General features: G+C 42.4%; 18 protein-coding genes. 1 reads left to right on the top strand and 17 read right to left on the bottom strand.

Annotated elements, in window-relative coordinates; genetic code table 11:
* The first annotated feature begins 20 nt into the window (after positions 1-20).
* A complete protein-coding gene (locus tag NST79_RS11895) occupies positions 21-152 on the top strand; it encodes a YpzI family protein (protein WP_212060712.1) in 132 nt (43 codons plus the stop codon).
* Positions 153-194: 42 nt separating this feature from the next.
* On the opposite strand, the gene fni is transcribed toward NST79_RS11895, so the two are convergent.
* From fni to NST79_RS11980, 17 genes are all read right to left on the bottom strand, one after another.
* Positions 195-1,244, bottom strand: coding sequence for a type 2 isopentenyl-diphosphate Delta-isomerase (fni, locus tag NST79_RS11900; RefSeq protein WP_031315590.1), 1,050 nt, complete (start codon positions 1,242-1,244; stop codon positions 195-197).
* Positions 1,245-1,256: 12 nt separating this feature from the next.
* The gene (rpsA, locus tag NST79_RS11905) at positions 1,257-2,405 is read right to left on the bottom strand and encodes a 30S ribosomal protein S1 (protein ID WP_014477197.1); all 1,149 of its coding nucleotides are present in this window, start codon (positions 2,403-2,405) and stop codon (positions 1,257-1,259) included.
* Positions 2,406-2,637: 232 nt separating this feature from the next.
* On the bottom strand, positions 2,638-3,312 hold the full coding sequence (gene cmk / locus NST79_RS11910; protein WP_003230555.1) for a (d)CMP kinase: 675 nt from the start codon (positions 3,310-3,312) through the stop codon (positions 2,638-2,640).
* Positions 3,313-3,390: 78 nt separating this feature from the next.
* Positions 3,391-3,567: a YpfB family protein gene (locus NST79_RS11915; protein ID WP_003230553.1), complete on the bottom strand. Its 177-nt coding sequence runs from the start codon at positions 3,565-3,567 to the stop codon at positions 3,391-3,393.
* 44 nt (positions 3,568-3,611) lie between these two features.
* Positions 3,612-4,265 carry a flagellar brake domain-containing protein gene (dgrA, locus tag NST79_RS11920; RefSeq protein ID WP_212060713.1) on the bottom strand — a complete coding sequence of 218 codons (654 nt, stop codon included), beginning with the start codon at positions 4,263-4,265 and terminating at the stop codon, positions 3,612-3,614.
* A gap of 93 nt (positions 4,266-4,358) precedes the next feature.
* The gene (gene ypeB / locus NST79_RS11925) at positions 4,359-5,711 is read right to left on the bottom strand and encodes a germination protein YpeB (RefSeq protein WP_003230547.1); all 1,353 of its coding nucleotides are present in this window, start codon (positions 5,709-5,711) and stop codon (positions 4,359-4,361) included.
* Between the two features lie 34 nt (positions 5,712-5,745).
* The gene (sleB, locus tag NST79_RS11930; protein ID WP_015714181.1) at positions 5,746-6,663 is read right to left on the bottom strand and encodes a spore cortex-lytic enzyme; all 918 of its coding nucleotides are present in this window, start codon (positions 6,661-6,663) and stop codon (positions 5,746-5,748) included.
* A 152-nt stretch (positions 6,664-6,815) separates the two neighbouring features.
* Entirely contained in the window at positions 6,816-7,472 is a 657-nt protein-coding gene (gene prsW / locus NST79_RS11935; protein WP_014480144.1) for a glutamic-type intramembrane protease PrsW, read from the bottom strand.
* Positions 7,473-7,591: 119 nt separating this feature from the next.
* Positions 7,592-8,566, bottom strand: a complete 975-nt coding sequence (locus NST79_RS11940) for a YpdA family putative bacillithiol disulfide reductase (RefSeq protein ID WP_029317974.1) — start codon at positions 8,564-8,566, stop codon at positions 7,592-7,594.
* Between the two features lie 108 nt (positions 8,567-8,674).
* Complete coding sequence (gene gudB, locus NST79_RS11945; protein WP_003230536.1) at positions 8,675-9,949, bottom strand: NAD-specific glutamate dehydrogenase; 1,275 nt, start codon at positions 9,947-9,949, stop codon at positions 8,675-8,677.
* A 155-nt stretch (positions 9,950-10,104) separates the two neighbouring features.
* Complete coding sequence (locus NST79_RS11950; RefSeq protein WP_003230533.1) at positions 10,105-10,689, bottom strand: genetic competence negative regulator; 585 nt, start codon at positions 10,687-10,689, stop codon at positions 10,105-10,107.
* Between the two features lie 158 nt (positions 10,690-10,847).
* The gene (locus NST79_RS11955) at positions 10,848-11,627 is read right to left on the bottom strand and encodes a metallophosphoesterase (protein WP_212060722.1); all 780 of its coding nucleotides are present in this window, start codon (positions 11,625-11,627) and stop codon (positions 10,848-10,850) included.
* Between the two features lie 86 nt (positions 11,628-11,713).
* Positions 11,714-12,157 carry a YpbF family protein gene (locus tag NST79_RS11960; RefSeq protein WP_212060725.1) on the bottom strand — a complete coding sequence of 148 codons (444 nt, stop codon included), beginning with the start codon at positions 12,155-12,157 and terminating at the stop codon, positions 11,714-11,716.
* A gap of 62 nt (positions 12,158-12,219) precedes the next feature.
* The gene (locus NST79_RS11965) at positions 12,220-12,951 is read right to left on the bottom strand and encodes a LysM peptidoglycan-binding domain-containing protein (protein ID WP_212060727.1); all 732 of its coding nucleotides are present in this window, start codon (positions 12,949-12,951) and stop codon (positions 12,220-12,222) included.
* Complete coding sequence (locus NST79_RS11970) at positions 12,902-13,504, bottom strand: CPBP family intramembrane glutamic endopeptidase (RefSeq protein ID WP_212060730.1); 603 nt, start codon at positions 13,502-13,504, stop codon at positions 12,902-12,904. Before NST79_RS11970 ends, NST79_RS11965 begins: the two co-directional genes overlap by 50 nt.
* A gap of 26 nt (positions 13,505-13,530) precedes the next feature.
* On the bottom strand, positions 13,531-15,021 hold the full coding sequence (locus NST79_RS11975; protein WP_212060732.1) for an ATP-dependent DNA helicase RecQ: 1,491 nt from the start codon (positions 15,019-15,021) through the stop codon (positions 13,531-13,533).
* Entirely contained in the window at positions 15,014-16,072 is a 1,059-nt protein-coding gene (locus tag NST79_RS11980) for a helix-turn-helix domain-containing protein (protein WP_212060758.1), read from the bottom strand. The genes NST79_RS11975 and NST79_RS11980 overlap by 8 nt, the downstream gene beginning before the upstream one ends.
* Positions 16,073-16,112 lie beyond the last annotated feature (40 nt).

Consider the following 16,112-nt stretch of genomic DNA (forward strand, 5'->3'; position numbering starts at 1 on the left):
TCACATTAAGGAGTATGATCATGGGAAAAGACAGACAAGAGAAAAAACTCAAAGCTTCAGGCAGAGTCGAATCAGATCGCGACCAGTCCATTCACTATGACGGAGCGACAAACCTTGAACAAAACGGAAGATTCAAAAAGCGAAAATCATAATACAAAAAGCCCAAACCACATATGGTTTTGGGCTTTTATCATTTATCGCACACTATAGCTTGATGTATTGACCCCTCTCTCTGTGAGCCAATGATGGGTTTCACCTTTGATCACAAGGGGCGCCTTTTGTAAATCGGCAATTGTTCTGGCACCCAGCACGGTCATAATCAACTTTAATTCCTCAAGGATCAGCTGAATCTCCTCAAGCAGTCCTTCCTCACCGCTGTCAGTCAGCGCTTTTAAAAAATGCCCTGCCATTCCGGTGCAAGAGGCCCCCAGCGCAATTGCCTTTGCCACGTCAAGCGCATCTTGCAGACCGCCAGAGGCGATCATGGTGCTTGCAGGAAACTCAGAGCGGATTTCCGCCAAACTTGCAGCTGTCGAAATGCCCCACGAATTAAAAAAGGAGATTTGCCGCTGTCTTCGGAGATTTTCGATTTTCGAGAAATTTGTTCCCCCATAACCGCCAATATCAATAGCTGCAGCACCAGCTTCATACAGCTTTCCTGCTGATGCTTTGCTCATACCGAAGCCGACTTCTTTCACAATGACCGGTACACTGACCCGGCTGCAAATTTGTTCAATGCGTTTCAATGCGCCGCTAAAGCTTCTGTCCCCTTCAGGCATCACAATTTCCTGAATCACATTGAGGTGGATCTGCAGTGCGTTTGCTCCAATCATCTCAACGGCTTCCTTTGCCTGAGCAGCCGTTGCCTCGCTTCCCAGGTTGGCAAAAATCAGCCCGTTTGGGTTTTCCTTTCGAACAATTTCATAGGAAAGACGCTCTGATGGATCTTTTAATGCTGACATTTGCGATCCCACAGCAAGGGGAATTCCAGCCTGAGAAGCCGCTCGCGCAAGCGATTTATTAATCTCATATGTAAGTTTTCCGCCGCCGCCAGTCATTGCATTGATAAAAATCGGCGAACTGCTTGAAAGTTCGCCGATTTTTGTGGAAATATCTACTTGTTCTAATGCAAGATCGGGCAGACTGACGTGAACAAACGTAATATCATCAAGACCTGTTTCCCGCTTCTGGCCGGTGGACAAGGCATGATTGATGTGTTGTCTTTTTCGTTCTGCTCGAGTCACGTTTATCACCAATTATTTTAGTTTATTCAGCTTATCTCCGATCAGATCTCCAAGCTGGAAGCCAGTGCTTGTTTCTTCCTTCGCTTGATATTGACGGTAATCTTCCTGGTCAGCTTTAGGCGTTTCTTCAAGTTCACGCATGCTTAATGAAATGCGCTCCTCATTTTCATTCACATCAAGAACCTTCACTTTTACAGTCTGTCCTTCTTCAAGGACTTCATGCGGCGTGCCGATGTGTTTATTGGAAATTTGAGAAATATGAACGAGACCTTCAACACCTGGAAGGATTTCAACAAAGGCACCGAAGCTTACAAGACGCTGTACAGTTCCTTCAAGCACATCGCCAGGCTTCACTTTTTCGCCGATTTGGCTCCAAGGTCCAGGCAGTGTATCTTTGATCGATAAAGAAATACGTTCATTATCACGGTCAACCGATAACACTTTCACTTTTACTTCTTGTCCCTCTTCAACAACGTCAGACGGCTTCTCTACATGAGAGTGGGAAAGCTGTGAAATGTGTACAAGTCCGTCGATGCCGCCAATATCAACAAACGCGCCAAAGTCAGTCAGGCGCTGTACTTTGCCATCAAGTACACTTCCAACTTCAAGAGACTGAAGAAGTTCTTGTTTTTTATTCGCTTGTTCACTTTCAACAACAGCACGGTGTGAAAGGATCACGCGGTTTTTATCACGGTCAAGCTCTACAACGAGCAGTGACAGTGTTTTTCCTTTATAGTCAGTGAAGTCTTCAACGAAATGTGCTTCAACAAGTGATGCCGGAATAAAACCGCGAACGCCGATATCAACGACAAGGCCGCCTTTCACGACATCTTTCACTTCAGCTTCAAACACTTCTTTTGTTTCAAATTTTTTCTCAAGGTCTTCCCAAGCGCGGTCTGCATCAACAGCACGTTTAGATAAAATCAAAGCATCGTCTTCCACTTTTGTTACTTTCAGGTCAAGCTCGTCGTCTACTTTAACAACATCCGATGCTTTCTCTACATGAAGACTTGATAATTCACTGATTGGAATAATACCGGATTGTTTGACATTGATAATTTCTACATCTACATGTTTGTCTTCTACCTTTGTCACAATCCCTTTAACTACATCTCCAACCTCTGGCACTTGAACATCAATTTGATTCATTTCCTCTGTCATTTGAATAACCTCCTTGGTCCAAACCTACACAGCTTAATTAAAACGGTTTGAAAGCTGAACATATAACATGCCCGCTTTTAGCCGAATATGTATTAAAGAATCATCCAAAAAAGTTTTTTGAATGATCAATAAAAAGTTTTATTAGTATTAACTTCTAATAAAAGGACAGGTTTGTCAAGCAATAACATTCTATCTTCGTTGAAAAATTCAAAAAAAGTGGCATTTGCCATCCTCAGCGGGACTTTTGCTCCACAGCCTCGAGGATTTTATCAGCTACCTCTTGAATGGAAAGCGATGTCGTGTCGATTTCAAGAGCGTCTTCTGCTTTACGCAGCGGAGATACTTCGCGCTCTGAATCAAGCTTGTCTCTTCTTGCAATTTCCTCAATTAATGTTTCGTAGTTGACATCAAAGCCTTTTTTCACATTTTCTTCATAACGGCGTTTCGCTCTCTCTTCCACAGATGCCAAAAGAAAGATTTTTACTTCTGCATTTGGCAGCACATGCGTCCCGATGTCACGACCATCCATGACGACGCCGCCTTTTTCCCCAAGCTGCTGCTGGCGTTTCACCATTTCTTCTCTGACACTTCTGTGCTTGGCCGCAATTGAAACTTGGTTGCTGATTTCATCTGTTCTGATCGCCTCAGTTACATCGGTGCCGTTTACAAACACTTTTTGTCCATCTTTTGTTGTAATCAGCTCAATGTCTGTCCGCTTTAGCAGCTCAGCCAGTTTTTCTTCATCTGTCAGATCAACGTTTTCCTGTAAAGCCGCGTACGTAATCGCCCGATACATCGCTCCTGTATCAATATATATGTACGATTTTTTCTCAGCCACAATTTTGGCAACGGTGCTTTTCCCCGCAGCTGCCGGGCCGTCGATTGCAATCGATAATTTCTTTTCCATAATTCCTCTCCTTGCTCTTTTCTCCTCTAAGGATTGTATCACGAACTTTATGAAAAAGGGTGAAAAATTGATGAATAATTAATGTTTGAAGGTTTCAATCCTATTGTTTTCCTCCATTTTATCCACCCCTTCATATTGAATCACTTTTGATACGTATGGTTCAATATGCTGATAGTGAAAAAGAAATTGGACACCAAGTAAAATGATGGCCTGAATGAACAATAATTTGATCAGCAGCCGTTCAAATGTTTTCATTGGAGCACCTCCATTACAAATAGTATGGAAGTGTTTGCCGATGTTTATTCCATTCGGGCCTTTCTTCTCTTATTTAACTGGCGCCTGATGCAGTATTGAAGCAAAACCTGCTGGTCACCTGCTGCAATTTCTGAATACTCTAAAGTCATTTTTCGTTTTTCTGACTTGGGGTCATTAAAGATTCGTCTGACAACTGCTTCTGTTTCTATTTGACGTGTGTGCTCCTCTTCAGGAAGACGGATGATCAGGCGCAATGATTCCCCCGATTGAAAAAAAAGGCCATCAGCTAAAACCACGGTGATGCCGCCTGCACTGATATTATAGGATAGTGTGCGGATCTCTTCTTCATTTCCCGGCTGAATTTGCACATCTAATACCGCATCAGTTCTTACATATTGGCGGCGCTGGATTCTTTTCATTTTTTCACGGGGAGGCATTTCAAGACAGATCATTTGAAGTTTGTCCTTCACTTTACCTTTTATACGGCTTATAAAGCGATAAGGAACTTCGTCTTTTCCCACAAACTCTACCGTTACTTCCATATCGTTATGTAAAATCACAGTTCGCCCTGTAACTACATCAACAGGATACGCGATCAAAAGTTCATTGTTTTCGATGCTGACCGCCTTGCTTTTTGCCTTTTTCAATTCATTTTCTTCTATATATTCTAAAAGTACATTTTCTCCAATCTCTATCATTGACTTCACTCTTTCGCATTCAATATACTCACGTTTTTATTAAAGCACGTAATGAAAAAAAGGAAAAGACATTTAGTCCTTTCCTCCTGTTTTTTATAGGTCTTTATATATAGGTTCTGCATTTTTTAGTTTTTCAACCTTTTCTTCCGATCCGTCTTTGGCATTGATATACATTCTGAATGTGTCATTTTCAATTGTCCCAAGCATTTCGTAGCATAACACTTCTTGACCTAGTTCATTTGTAATCAAAGCGAGCCTTGTTTCTCTCACTTGTACATTTTTATTTAATTTAGACTTTGCCTCTGCTTCAGTAATTGCAGGCTTAGGTATGGTTCTTTTTCTGTGAGATGTGAGGAAGTCTCTTGCTGAAAAGCCGACAACCTCACCGTCATCCAAGGCCACTTTCATACGAATTGCCTCGGGGTACATCCGGACTTTATTTTCAACAGGAACATATGAAAATACACCGATTTTATCATATTGGGCACTTTCATCAATTTCCAAATCATCTGTTTCAAATCCGTTTTTCTTTAAAAATGCAAGCGCTCGGTTCGATCCGTCATTTAAACTGATTTTCTGATCTTTCACTTCTCTGTTTTGGATCAAGTATACCGGATGCCCGCCCTTCTTCGTAATATCCATATAAATCACTGCTTTATGGTCTGGGTCTTTCATGCTGATGCTATATACATCGCGATTTGTTTTTTTTCCGCTCTTTACCACTTTAATTGAATAATTGTCATCTGGGGCAAAGCGCTCAGCAATTTGTTTTGCTTCCTGTTCGGAAATTTGTTTTCCCTTCAGATGGCTGAAGCCTTTCTCTTCTTTTTTCGTACTGGTGAAACTCGGGCCAAGATCAGTCCCAGTGGAGAATGCACCAACATTTTTTTCGACTGTTTTAAAGCTGTTGATAATCGTATTATCACTTTGTTTTTCGTCAGAAGCCAGAGCCATTTCTACGTCCATCCAGCGAAGGTTTTTGCTCATGACAAGGTGCTGAACATGACGCAATTCATTTTGTATATCTTCGGACTGCTGATATAGCTTATTTAGTGATGTATACTCGTTTTTATCAAGCGGCTTTTGGTCCAAATCTCTGACTGACGTTTTATAGCTGAAATCGCCGATCTTTGATAATAGCTCTTCAGTTTTATTAAACGGCATTAATGTAAGCGGCAGCTGACTGACGCTGTTATGAGCTTCTGATGTAATCCTCCACACATCGATCAATGCAGGCGACAGTGATTTTTGGCTGTTCATGGCAAGTGTTGTTCCGATTTTATCATGAAGCTGATCCACCTGATAGGTAAGCTCATGAAACGCCCGCTGATAGTTATTTTCAGCATGAAGAAGAACTGCGTCTTTTTCCTGGTGTTCTTTGTATCCCCAGTAGCCTGTACCGACTATTGCAATACCAAGCACGGCGATTAAAATTCCTCTGATCATTTATCACACCTCTTTTTATGCTTTCTCATATCTGCTACTCACAGAAAATGTGTTTACCGATTCTTTTAATCTGCGGACGCCCCCAAATCCACGGACTTGTAGCCGTATCCGGATTAAAGTAGTAAAGTGCTTCCTCTGATGGGTCCCAGCCATTGATGGCATCCAGCACTGCTTCTCGTGCCGTTTCATTCGGCTGCATGTAAATTTGTCCGTCGGCTACTGCTGTGAAGGCAAGCGGCTCAAAAATAACCCCCGCTACTGAATTTGGAAATAACGGGCTGTTCAAACGGTTTAAAATGACTGCTGCAATAGCAACCTGCCCCTCGTACGGCTCGCCCCGGGCTTCGCCATAAACCGCTTGAGCAAGCAGCCTGATATCGTTGTTGGAAAATCCACCAGGCATGTTCGCTGCTACCGCATCCTGTTTTCTTGCTTTTGCTGGTGTATTGTTTTGCTGTTTATTCGCATTCGCTTTAGGCTGCTGCGTTGTTTTTTCCGCAGGCTGTTTCTGCCGTGCTTCTGCTTGTTGTCTTGCCTTTTGTGTTGCTGCTTTTGATGGTTTCGTCTGATACTTTAGCGGAATTTTTCCGTAATGCGTGAATGTATTCCCTTTATTGAGCTGTTCCATGACATATTCACGATAGTATTTTGATTTACATATTAAGGTTTGCTTTGTTTTAGCTCCTACAAGGCCGTCAACCTCTTTTAACCCGAATTGATCCTGAAAATTTCGAACTGCCCAGTACGTCCCCCATCCATAAACCCCGTCAATTTTTCCGTTATAATATCCGTTGTATTGAAGACGCGCCTGAAGTTCGACCACATCATCCCCTGTTGCCCCTCTTTGAATGACCTGATTCGAAAAGGCAGAGATCGTTTCAGTATTAATAAACGTCGTTATTGTAAAGGAAAAAAGGATGAGACATGCCATAATCGATCCTTTGGACTTCATCTTTTCAAGCCTCCTACTGCAAATTTTTAAGTGTAATCGTATTTTCTGTAACGAGGTTATTTTTATACACTCTTTCCTTGTTATCCCTCAGAACATAAAAACTCTTTTGTAAAAACTGCACACAAAAAAGCCGCACGGTTGCTGTGCGGCTTCTATACTTGCATCATATTAACGGAACGGGCTTTTTTCGCTTTACGCAAACCAAACCACCATAAAAATACCATAAATGGAAGCATATAATAAATCCAATTGCTAAGCGCTGTTAGGATAAAATCATATGATCCATGCAAAAGGGATGGGACAACTAAAGAAAGAGTAAGCCACTTTACACGCGCCTTATCAGCGGAAAAACGGGCTTTTCCAAGGTAAAATCCCATTATAACGCCAATCAAGGCATGGCATGAAACAGGCAGCAGCGCCCTGACAAACGCATGCTCCACGCCGTGGCCAATTAAATAAAGAATATTTTCGAGGGTTGCAAAACCGAGTGATACACTTGTACCGTACACAATCCCGTCATAATGCTCATCAAAGTGGGCGTGCGGGTAGACACTGATCATCAGTATAAACCATTTTAATGATTCCTCCAAAAACCCCGAAGATAAAAAAGAAACGAAAAAGCTTCCGCCTCCTACATTCTCTTTTTCAAGTACATACTGGATAAACATGATGGGAAATACAAGAACAACCCCGAGAAAAAACGACCGTAGCACCATATGTACAGGTTCATTATCATACTGATCTTTTAAATAAAAATAACTTAATAACGCGATGCCGGGGGCAATTCCTGCAGAGATGATTGCAAACATCAGGCAACCTCTTTCCTTTATATTCCTACGTCTATCCTACCATGTTGTTTAAAATTTTACATCTGTCTGCACTTAAAAAAACAAAAAGAGCATACGAATGCATCATATGCTCCTCATCTTTAATGGTTTTCTCTTTTGGCGATTTCCGCTGCGATATGCCCCCCGTGAAACCTGCCGTTTTCAATAAATATTTCATTTGCATTGTTTCCCGCAGCAATAACACCGGCAATAAAGACACCTTCAACGTTCGTTTCCATCGTTTCTTCGTTGAAATATGGACGCCCTGTTTCTTTATCAATTTCAACACCAATTTTTTCAAGAAATTGATGATCAGGATGATAGCCTGTCATGGCAAATACAAAATCATTTTTAATGGTAATGAGTTCTTTCTCTCCGGAGCGAAACACAACTTCATCCTCGGTGATTTTTTCGACACAAGCGCCAAATTCCATACGGATTGTACCGTTTCTGACGAGAGCTTCAAATTCCGGCAGAATCCACGGCTTAATGCTTGGAGAATACTCATTGCCCCTATATAAAACTGTGACACGCGCCCCAGATTTCACGAGTTCAAGGGCGGCGTCCACGCTTGAATTTTTCCCGCCGATAACAACAACATCTTTATCAAAATACGGGTGGCCTTCTTTAAAATAATGAAATACTTTCGGCAAATCCTCACCGGGTATATTCATATAGTTTGGATGATCATAATAGCCTGTGGCGATGATACAATATGGCGTCGTGTAGGTCTCTTTTGACGTCTCAATAACGAATGTGTTTTTTTGCGTTTTCGTCACTTTATGCACCATTTCAAACGCATTAACACGGATGTTTTTCCGTTTAACGACTTCACGGTAATACGATAAAGCCTGGATTCTGACAGGCTTCCTGTTCTCTGTAATAAATGCGACATCTCCGATTTCGAGCTTTTCACTTGAGCTGAAAAAGGTTTGATGCGTCGGATAATTGTAAATACTGTTAACGACATTGCCTTTTTCAATGACGAGGGCATCAATGCCAATTTGTTTTAGGTGAATGGCAGCAGATAGTCCACAAGGTCCTCCGCCTATAATAATTGCTTTTTCTTGAATCATTTCTGTCAACTCCTGCGATTGGCATTTCACTTCATATTTTCTATTTCCGAATAAAAAAATCTCCTATTTTATCATAGGAGATTTTTTATTTTTATGCAAATCATCAACTTATATCCAGCCTCTAAAACGCGAAGCTTCAGCCATTTTGCGAACGCCGACCATATATGCAGCGAGCCTCATGTCAATTCTTCGGTTGTTAGCCATTTCGTAAATATTGTTAAATGATTTGACCATCATTTTTTCTAATTTTTCTTCTACCTCTTCTTCACTCCAGTAGAAGCCTTGGTTATTCTGAACCCATTCAAAATAAGAAACTGTTACGCCACCGGCACTTGCCAGCACGTCTGGTACAAGCAGAATGTCCCGGTCTGAAAGAATTTTTGTTCCTTCAAGCGTTGTTGGTCCGTTCGCTGCTTCAACGACAATTTTAGCCCGGATATTATGGGCATTTTCTTCTGTAATTTGATTTTCAATCGCAGCAGGAACGAGAATATCACAATCCAGCTCCAGCAGCTCTTGGTTGGTAATGGTATCGTTGAAAAGCTTTGTTACGGTACCGAAGCTGTCGCGTCGGTCGAGTAAATAATCGATATCAAGGCCTTCCGGATCATAAAGTCCGCCATACGCATCTGAGATGCCGACAACTTTTGCCCCCGCATCATGCATAAATTTTGCCAAATAGCTTCCCGCGTTTCCGAAGCCTTGGACAACGACACGCGCACCTTTAATATCGATGCCTCTCTTCTTAGCCGCTTCTTTAATACAGATGGTAACACCTTTTGCTGTCGCAGATTCTCTCCCGTGAGATCCGCCAAGCACAAGCGGTTTGCCTGTAATAAATCCAGGCGAATTAAATTCATCAATTCTTGAATACTCATCCATCATCCAAGCCATGATTTGTGAGTTTGTAAATACATCCGGTGCCGGCACGTCTTTTGTCGGGCCGACAATTTGGCTGATCGCTCTGACATACCCTCTGCTCAGACGCTCCAGCTCTCTAAACGACATATCCCTTGGATCACAAACAATTCCGCCTTTACCACCGCCATATGGAAGATCAATTATGCCGCATTTTAAACTCATCCAAATTGAAAGCGCCTTCACCTCTTTTTCTGTTACGTTCGGGTGAAAACGTATCCCGCCTTTCGTTGGACCGACAGAGTCATTGTGCTGCGCACGATATCCTGTGAAAATCTTTACTGAACCGTCGTCCATACGAACAGGTATTTTTACCGTTAATAATCTCATCGGCTCTTTTAACAATTCGTATACCTCTTCGGGATATCCCAATTTTTCCAGAGCCTTATGTATTACGGTTTGGGTTGATTTTAATACATCAAGTTTGTCCTCTTCTGTATGACCGGTGTTTCGATCGGCTGCCATTTGAGTTAACCTCCTAGAATCTTCTGTTTCTCACATGCTCCCTTTCAGAGAATAGTATACACCTTCATATGATCTGTGCATAGAATAAACGTTATGTTTTTCCATGTTTTTTAACGAAAAAAAACTGCTGAAATCAGCAGTTTTCCGTTGCATTCTTATGAAAAATGAGTTTGTATCGTTTCTACGGCATTACCGTCCATAATGAGCTTACCATACTCTTGCAGGCGATAAATCGTTAAAGTTGTCGGATTGCCGTATTCAGCCAGAACCGCCACAACCCCTTCAGCCGTATGTGACCCTAGATCTTCAAGGCTTAAAAAGTACTGCCCGTCATAGTGGTAGACAGTTCCCCCTGTGATACCGATTCGCTGTAAGCTTTCTGAAAGCTGAATGATATCTTCAAAGGAATGGAATTGATATATGATGTCCGCGCTTTCATCAAGCTTGACTTGCATTTCGATGTAATCATCATCATACTCATCGTCTTCTGAATCGGCGTCTTGGTTCTTTGTTACGATCACGACCATCCCTTGTGCTTGGAGAGAATACACTTCCACTGCAATCGGTCCATTCGCTTCAAAGCCGAGCTCTGTATTTGCTTCATTCATCATATCTTTAAATAACTGGTGGACTTTGAATGAGTCCTTCCAGAGGTCTTCTTTTGTCAATCCCCGGTCTGTCAAATCATCGAGGGTTAAAAAGATTTTGATCTTATTATAATTCAGACGCTCAAGCCGCATAACGTTCCCTCCTGCCTCTACTTGCACACAAATCATATAACACATTATATGAGATGATGAGTCATAGGTTCTTAATTGTTATCAGTTTACACTGAGTTCACTAGTAAGACAAGCACAATGCAGTTTTTATTGCCATACGGATTTTTGCTTTTTAGAAGTTATTCTGGCCCGCAAAGAGTCACAATGTGAGTTTCAGGCTCAGCACCTAAACGAAGAGGCACTTTTGTCGTGCCGTAGCCGTTGCTGATCAGATATGCCGCGTTTTTAACAATACCTGTTTTCCCCAGTTCATAAGGACCGAATTTTCCAAACCTGATCTGGCCTCCATGGGTATGTCCGCTGAATATCACATCAATACCGTCATCTTCATTGATTTGTTCATGAATCTCCGGATTATGGCAAACCAGAATATTCAGCTGGCTTTCATCAAGTTCTTTGATGGCTTCCTCATAATGATCCATCTCCATCCTGATATCATCAACCCCCGCAATCGCAATTTTATGCCCATTGTATGAAAACGGGACTGACTCATTTCTCAGAGCGATGACGCCGTGCGCTTTAAATATGGAATACAGCTTATGCTGCCTGACTTCATAATCATTATTCCCCCACACAAACACGATAGGGACCCCGAAATGTACGAGCCTTTTGATGTTTTCCTCGATTCTCGCACTGGGCACCCCGCCCTCAGCTAAATCACCGCCGATTATAACCAAGTGGGGGGCATGGCTTCGCGCTTTTTCTAAAAGGTCTTGATCGATGAGACGTTTGTGAATGTCTGAAATAAAAAAGATTGTCAGAGGCGGCTTGCCCTTCATCTTTGATAAAGGAAACGTATGTGTCTTCAAATGATTGCCTTTTGCTGTTGCATACATTTTTGCCGTCATTGCCGCTGCCGCAACAGTTAGTACACCGGCAATTTTCACTGATAGCTTCATAAAAAACTCTCCATTCTTTTTAGAACTTATCAATAAGACGGACAATAAAAAAAAGACGTTTCTATCGTTTGAGAAAACGCCCCATTTTATTTACTTTCAAAATATAGATTAATGTCATATTTGTGCTTCATCATATGAAAAACAGACTCTCTCGCCTTCCATTTATCGGGCTGCGGCCAGAGATCAGTGCTTTTCTGAATAATTTCACATCTCAGTTTATGGAAATCAGTCTCGGATTTTTCTTCCTTTTTCTTGAAATAATATGAAGTGCAGTAGGCAAAAGCGGTTGCCAGCATCCAAAATAAATAAAAGGTATGGCTAAGTATTTCTTGAAGTATAAGCTGAGGCTCCGGGCTTTTGATCATGATCATAACACATAATAAGCCTAGGCAGATAAGTGAAGCCCATCGCCATCTGCGGCATTGCGCTGCATAATTTTCGAATTTTTGTTTTCGTTTTACAAGCGCTTGGAGCATCTGTTTGGTCGGCACGTCTGTAAACTGATCCAGCTGATTCCATAAGGATTCCATACGCTTCACACCTTGTCCATTTTCATTGCTACAATATATGAACGTAAAATAAAAATAATACCCTATTCATCCATTAAGGGGATGTCCAAAACTTGTCCGGTGTAAACATCATTTCCATTCAGATGATTATACGCTCGAATTTTTTCTTCTCCTGTCCGGCTTTTATAATACTTCATGGAAATGCGGTATAGCGTTTCTTTCTTTTGGACGGTGTGCTTGACAACGCGATTCGGCACATTTTGAACTGGCTCAGCCGGCTGCTGTTGCTGTTCTTGCTGTTGTACTGTTGATTGGGAAGAGGAAGCAGCCGCGGCGGTTGCTTCCTCCTTATTTGCCGAGTCTTCTTTTTCCGCTACAGCAGTCTGTTTCTTATCAGCAGCTGTTTGCTCTTTTGGCTTGGAATCTTCAGGCTCTTTTTTTGACTCCTTCTGCAGTGCGGTTTCTTTAGTGTCTGCGGTATCGTTTTTATCCTCTGATTTCGGGACAACCTCATATTTGCTTTGGCTGCTGTCAATAAAAACATCTTCATAATCGTCATGATTATCCGGGTGGCTCTTTAGATAAAATAAGGTGACTAAAACGATAACCGGCACAAATACAAATATTACTGCGAGTACTGTGAATAATGGCGTTTTTGTTTTGCCTTGCTTTTTTTTCTGTTCTCTTTGATTTTTTACAGATTGTCTTGTCGGAAGGCTTTCTCCATCATCGGCATAATCGTCCGCCAATGCGGCGTTTTGATCTTCATAAAGATTCTGGGCTTTTCTTCTCTCTACTCTCGACATGTTCGTCATGTTTATCCCTCCTCACATGTTCAAAACGAATCTGACAGGCAAACACGGCATCAATGATAAAATGCGCCGTCATCGGAACAAATAAGTTGCCGGTCCATTCATACATCAGACCGAGCAAAAAGCTGATTGCTGTCACCATAATAAATAACAGCCATTTTGACAAATACCGAAAGTGCAGAGCGGCAAATATAAGGCTGGCCGCCCATAAACCGATATGAGTCTGCAGCACTCCCCTGAATAACATTTCTTCCGCGAAAGCAATCAGAAGCGTTAAAAATATAATATGAGGGATTGACCTCTTACTGAATATTTTTTTATTGATTCCGCCGTCATCATATAAATGAGACGGAAACCATTTCATTACTGCCATATCGGCTAAAATAACAATAACAGCTATAGAAACACCATACCAGATGATTCGCATATCGCGAATGTCCCAGAGCTTTAATACGTCCCGTACATCCTCAAAAAAGAACAGTCCTGCTGCAGCAGCGGCAAAGATGATGAGTAGCTGCGTCAAATATAACTGCTTCAGCATATCATGGTCAGACATATGCTGAATATAATCTTTTTGCTGTTTCAGTTCAGCTCACCTACAGTCTGCAAGCTGAATATCCGGTGCAATTCCGAACTCCAGCTGTCTAATGGCGCCATTTTACTCCGTGCCCCTTTTTGTTCATACAAGGATAAATCAAAACCGCAATGTGAACAGCACGGGAGGTTTCCGTCATCAGGCTCGTATGATTCATCAAAGTAGGTTAACAGTGCCTGCCTTAAACAGCCGTCACGCTGAAGCAAAAATGATACACGGTGCATTTTTTCCAGTTTCAGCTCCATGCGATATGAAATTTCTTTCTTCATCAGTTCAACTGATGTTTTTCCCTGCATAAAGAGATGAATCATCGTACGGGCCTGTGTCTCTCCGACGCCATACTGAAGTAATACGTCACGAAGCCTTCTCTCATCCCGCTCCTCCGTCTTCTCTAGCACACGGATTACGTCGGCGATTTCTTCAGCTGTGACACTCTCCATCTGGATAATCTGTTCCTGCAATTCAAAATCCCCTGGCGCCCGCAGCAAAATGCTGACACTCGGCTTTCCGTCGCGGCCCGCTCTGCCGATTTCCTGCATAAAAGCTTCTGCCGTCTGCGGGAGGTGAAAATGAATCACATATCTGATATCGGGTTTATCGACACCCATTCCAAACGCATTCGTACAACATATCACATCAAGCTGGTTATGAATAAACTGCTGCTGAATTAAAATCCTGTCCCCTGACTCCAAACCGCCATGGTAAAAGTCGGCTCTGCTGCTCGTTTTGCTTTTAATTTCACGCGCTAATTCCTCAGCCCATTTCCGTGTCGGACAATAAACAATTCCCGGACCTTGCAGGTTTTCAACCAGCTGAATGACCCTATCTATTTTTTCGGCAGTATCCGCCGCATTTTCAACCCTCAGTGCGATGTTTGGGCGGTTGACTGAGTTGAGATGGCGTACAGCATGCTGCAGCTCCAGCAGGTTCATGACATCTTGCAGCGTTTCCTTTGTAGCCGTGGCGGTCAATGCCAGAACGGGCGGGTGACCAAGTTTTTTTCTCAGCTGCCCGAGCTTTGAATAATCAGGCCTGAAGTCGTGTCCCCATTCAGAAATACAATGCGCTTCGTCAATAACAAATAGGCTGATCGGGACGCTTTTCAATTTTTCCAATACATATGGAGACTGTAAAGCTTCAGGAGACAAGTACAAAAATTTATATCGATGAATATGTTCTAAAACAAATTGTCTTTCCTGCCTGTTAAGCATGCTGTTCAAAGCTGCAGCACGCTTTTCCCCCCGGGCTTTGAGCTGCTGCACCTGATCCTCCATTAAAGAAAGCAGTGGAGAAACGATTAATACCATGCCGTCAAGCATATAACCAGGCAGCTGGTAGCAAAGCGATTTCCCTCCCCCAGTCGGGAGCATTGCAATGGTATCCTTCCCGCTGAGTATGCTTTCAATAATGTCCTGCTGCCCTTTTTTAAAGGAAGTAAAACCAAAAAACTGATATAACGTTTGCTGTAATTTAGTCATATTGCTGCACCTGCTTTGTCAATGCCAGTCTGATTTGAAAGTAGCTGAACCGCTGTTCCAGCCCGTCGCGAATTTGTTTGATTTTATTCGTCCGCATCCGTTTGGCAAACTCTGCGATTTGGAGCTGGTCTTCTGCTGATACATAGTCATTAATCATAAACGCAGGCTCATGGAGAGAAATCTCGACAATGTGGTCTTCAATCGTCGCTGTTTTCAGCTTTCTGATTTCAGCAATTCGCTGTATCGGAAACCCTTGTTTGACCATCTGCCATGTTTTCCTCGTCGACTCTGTCAGGGCATTATCTAAGTGCACATCAGAAAGGAGATCCTTTAACAAAGCATCTTCACACTCCGGAAGAGAATGAATAAAATAATGTACCGAAGCCCAAAACATGATATAGACATACCATTCGTCTTCTTTCAGCGTATCAGCAAGCTGCCTGCTCGTATAACCGATCCGATGGTGCGAGGTTAAGGAGTAGACAAAAATTTGCGCTGCTTTGTTTTCAATCTTTTTCAAATGCGCCTCAAGCATGGCAAAAAGGCTTTTTGCCATCTCTATATGATCCGTATGCCGGGACAGGTATTTCTTTACCCAGTGAAGTGTCTTATGATCCTTTGTGACAGGGATATACTGCCTGCTCCCTTGCTGTTTATGGGATAGGACCTGCACAAGCAGCGAAAGCCTTTTCCAAAGCACGCCGGCAGCCTGCTGATAATGAGCGCCGTGACAATGAACGGGCCAAGGCCGCTCGCTAAGGGCATGTCTCAAAACTGCTGCGCCGCTGGCTGTCACTTTGTATGTATCTGATTCAGACATTGGCGCGAGATATGAATGCTTTTCAAGCTTGTCAAGCGACGCAGAAATATCGCTTCTCGAACATTTTGCCGCCATTCCAAAGTATTTTGCAGTCTGAAATAAGCCGGCATCTTGAATGGTCTGTGACGATCTCTTGCCTTTGAATAGGTGAAAAACAGCGCTTCCCGACCGTTCCCCGTTTATTTTGCAAAGACAATCGAGAACCATAATATCGAAGTAATTAAATGACAACCTATCCACCTACATTCTTCCTGACAAAAATCGTTGATTT

Origin of the sequence: Bacillus sp. PS196 (assembly GCF_037963555.1) — a bacterium.
Classification (GTDB): Bacteria; Bacillota; Bacilli; order Bacillales; family Bacillaceae; genus Bacillus; species Bacillus subtilis.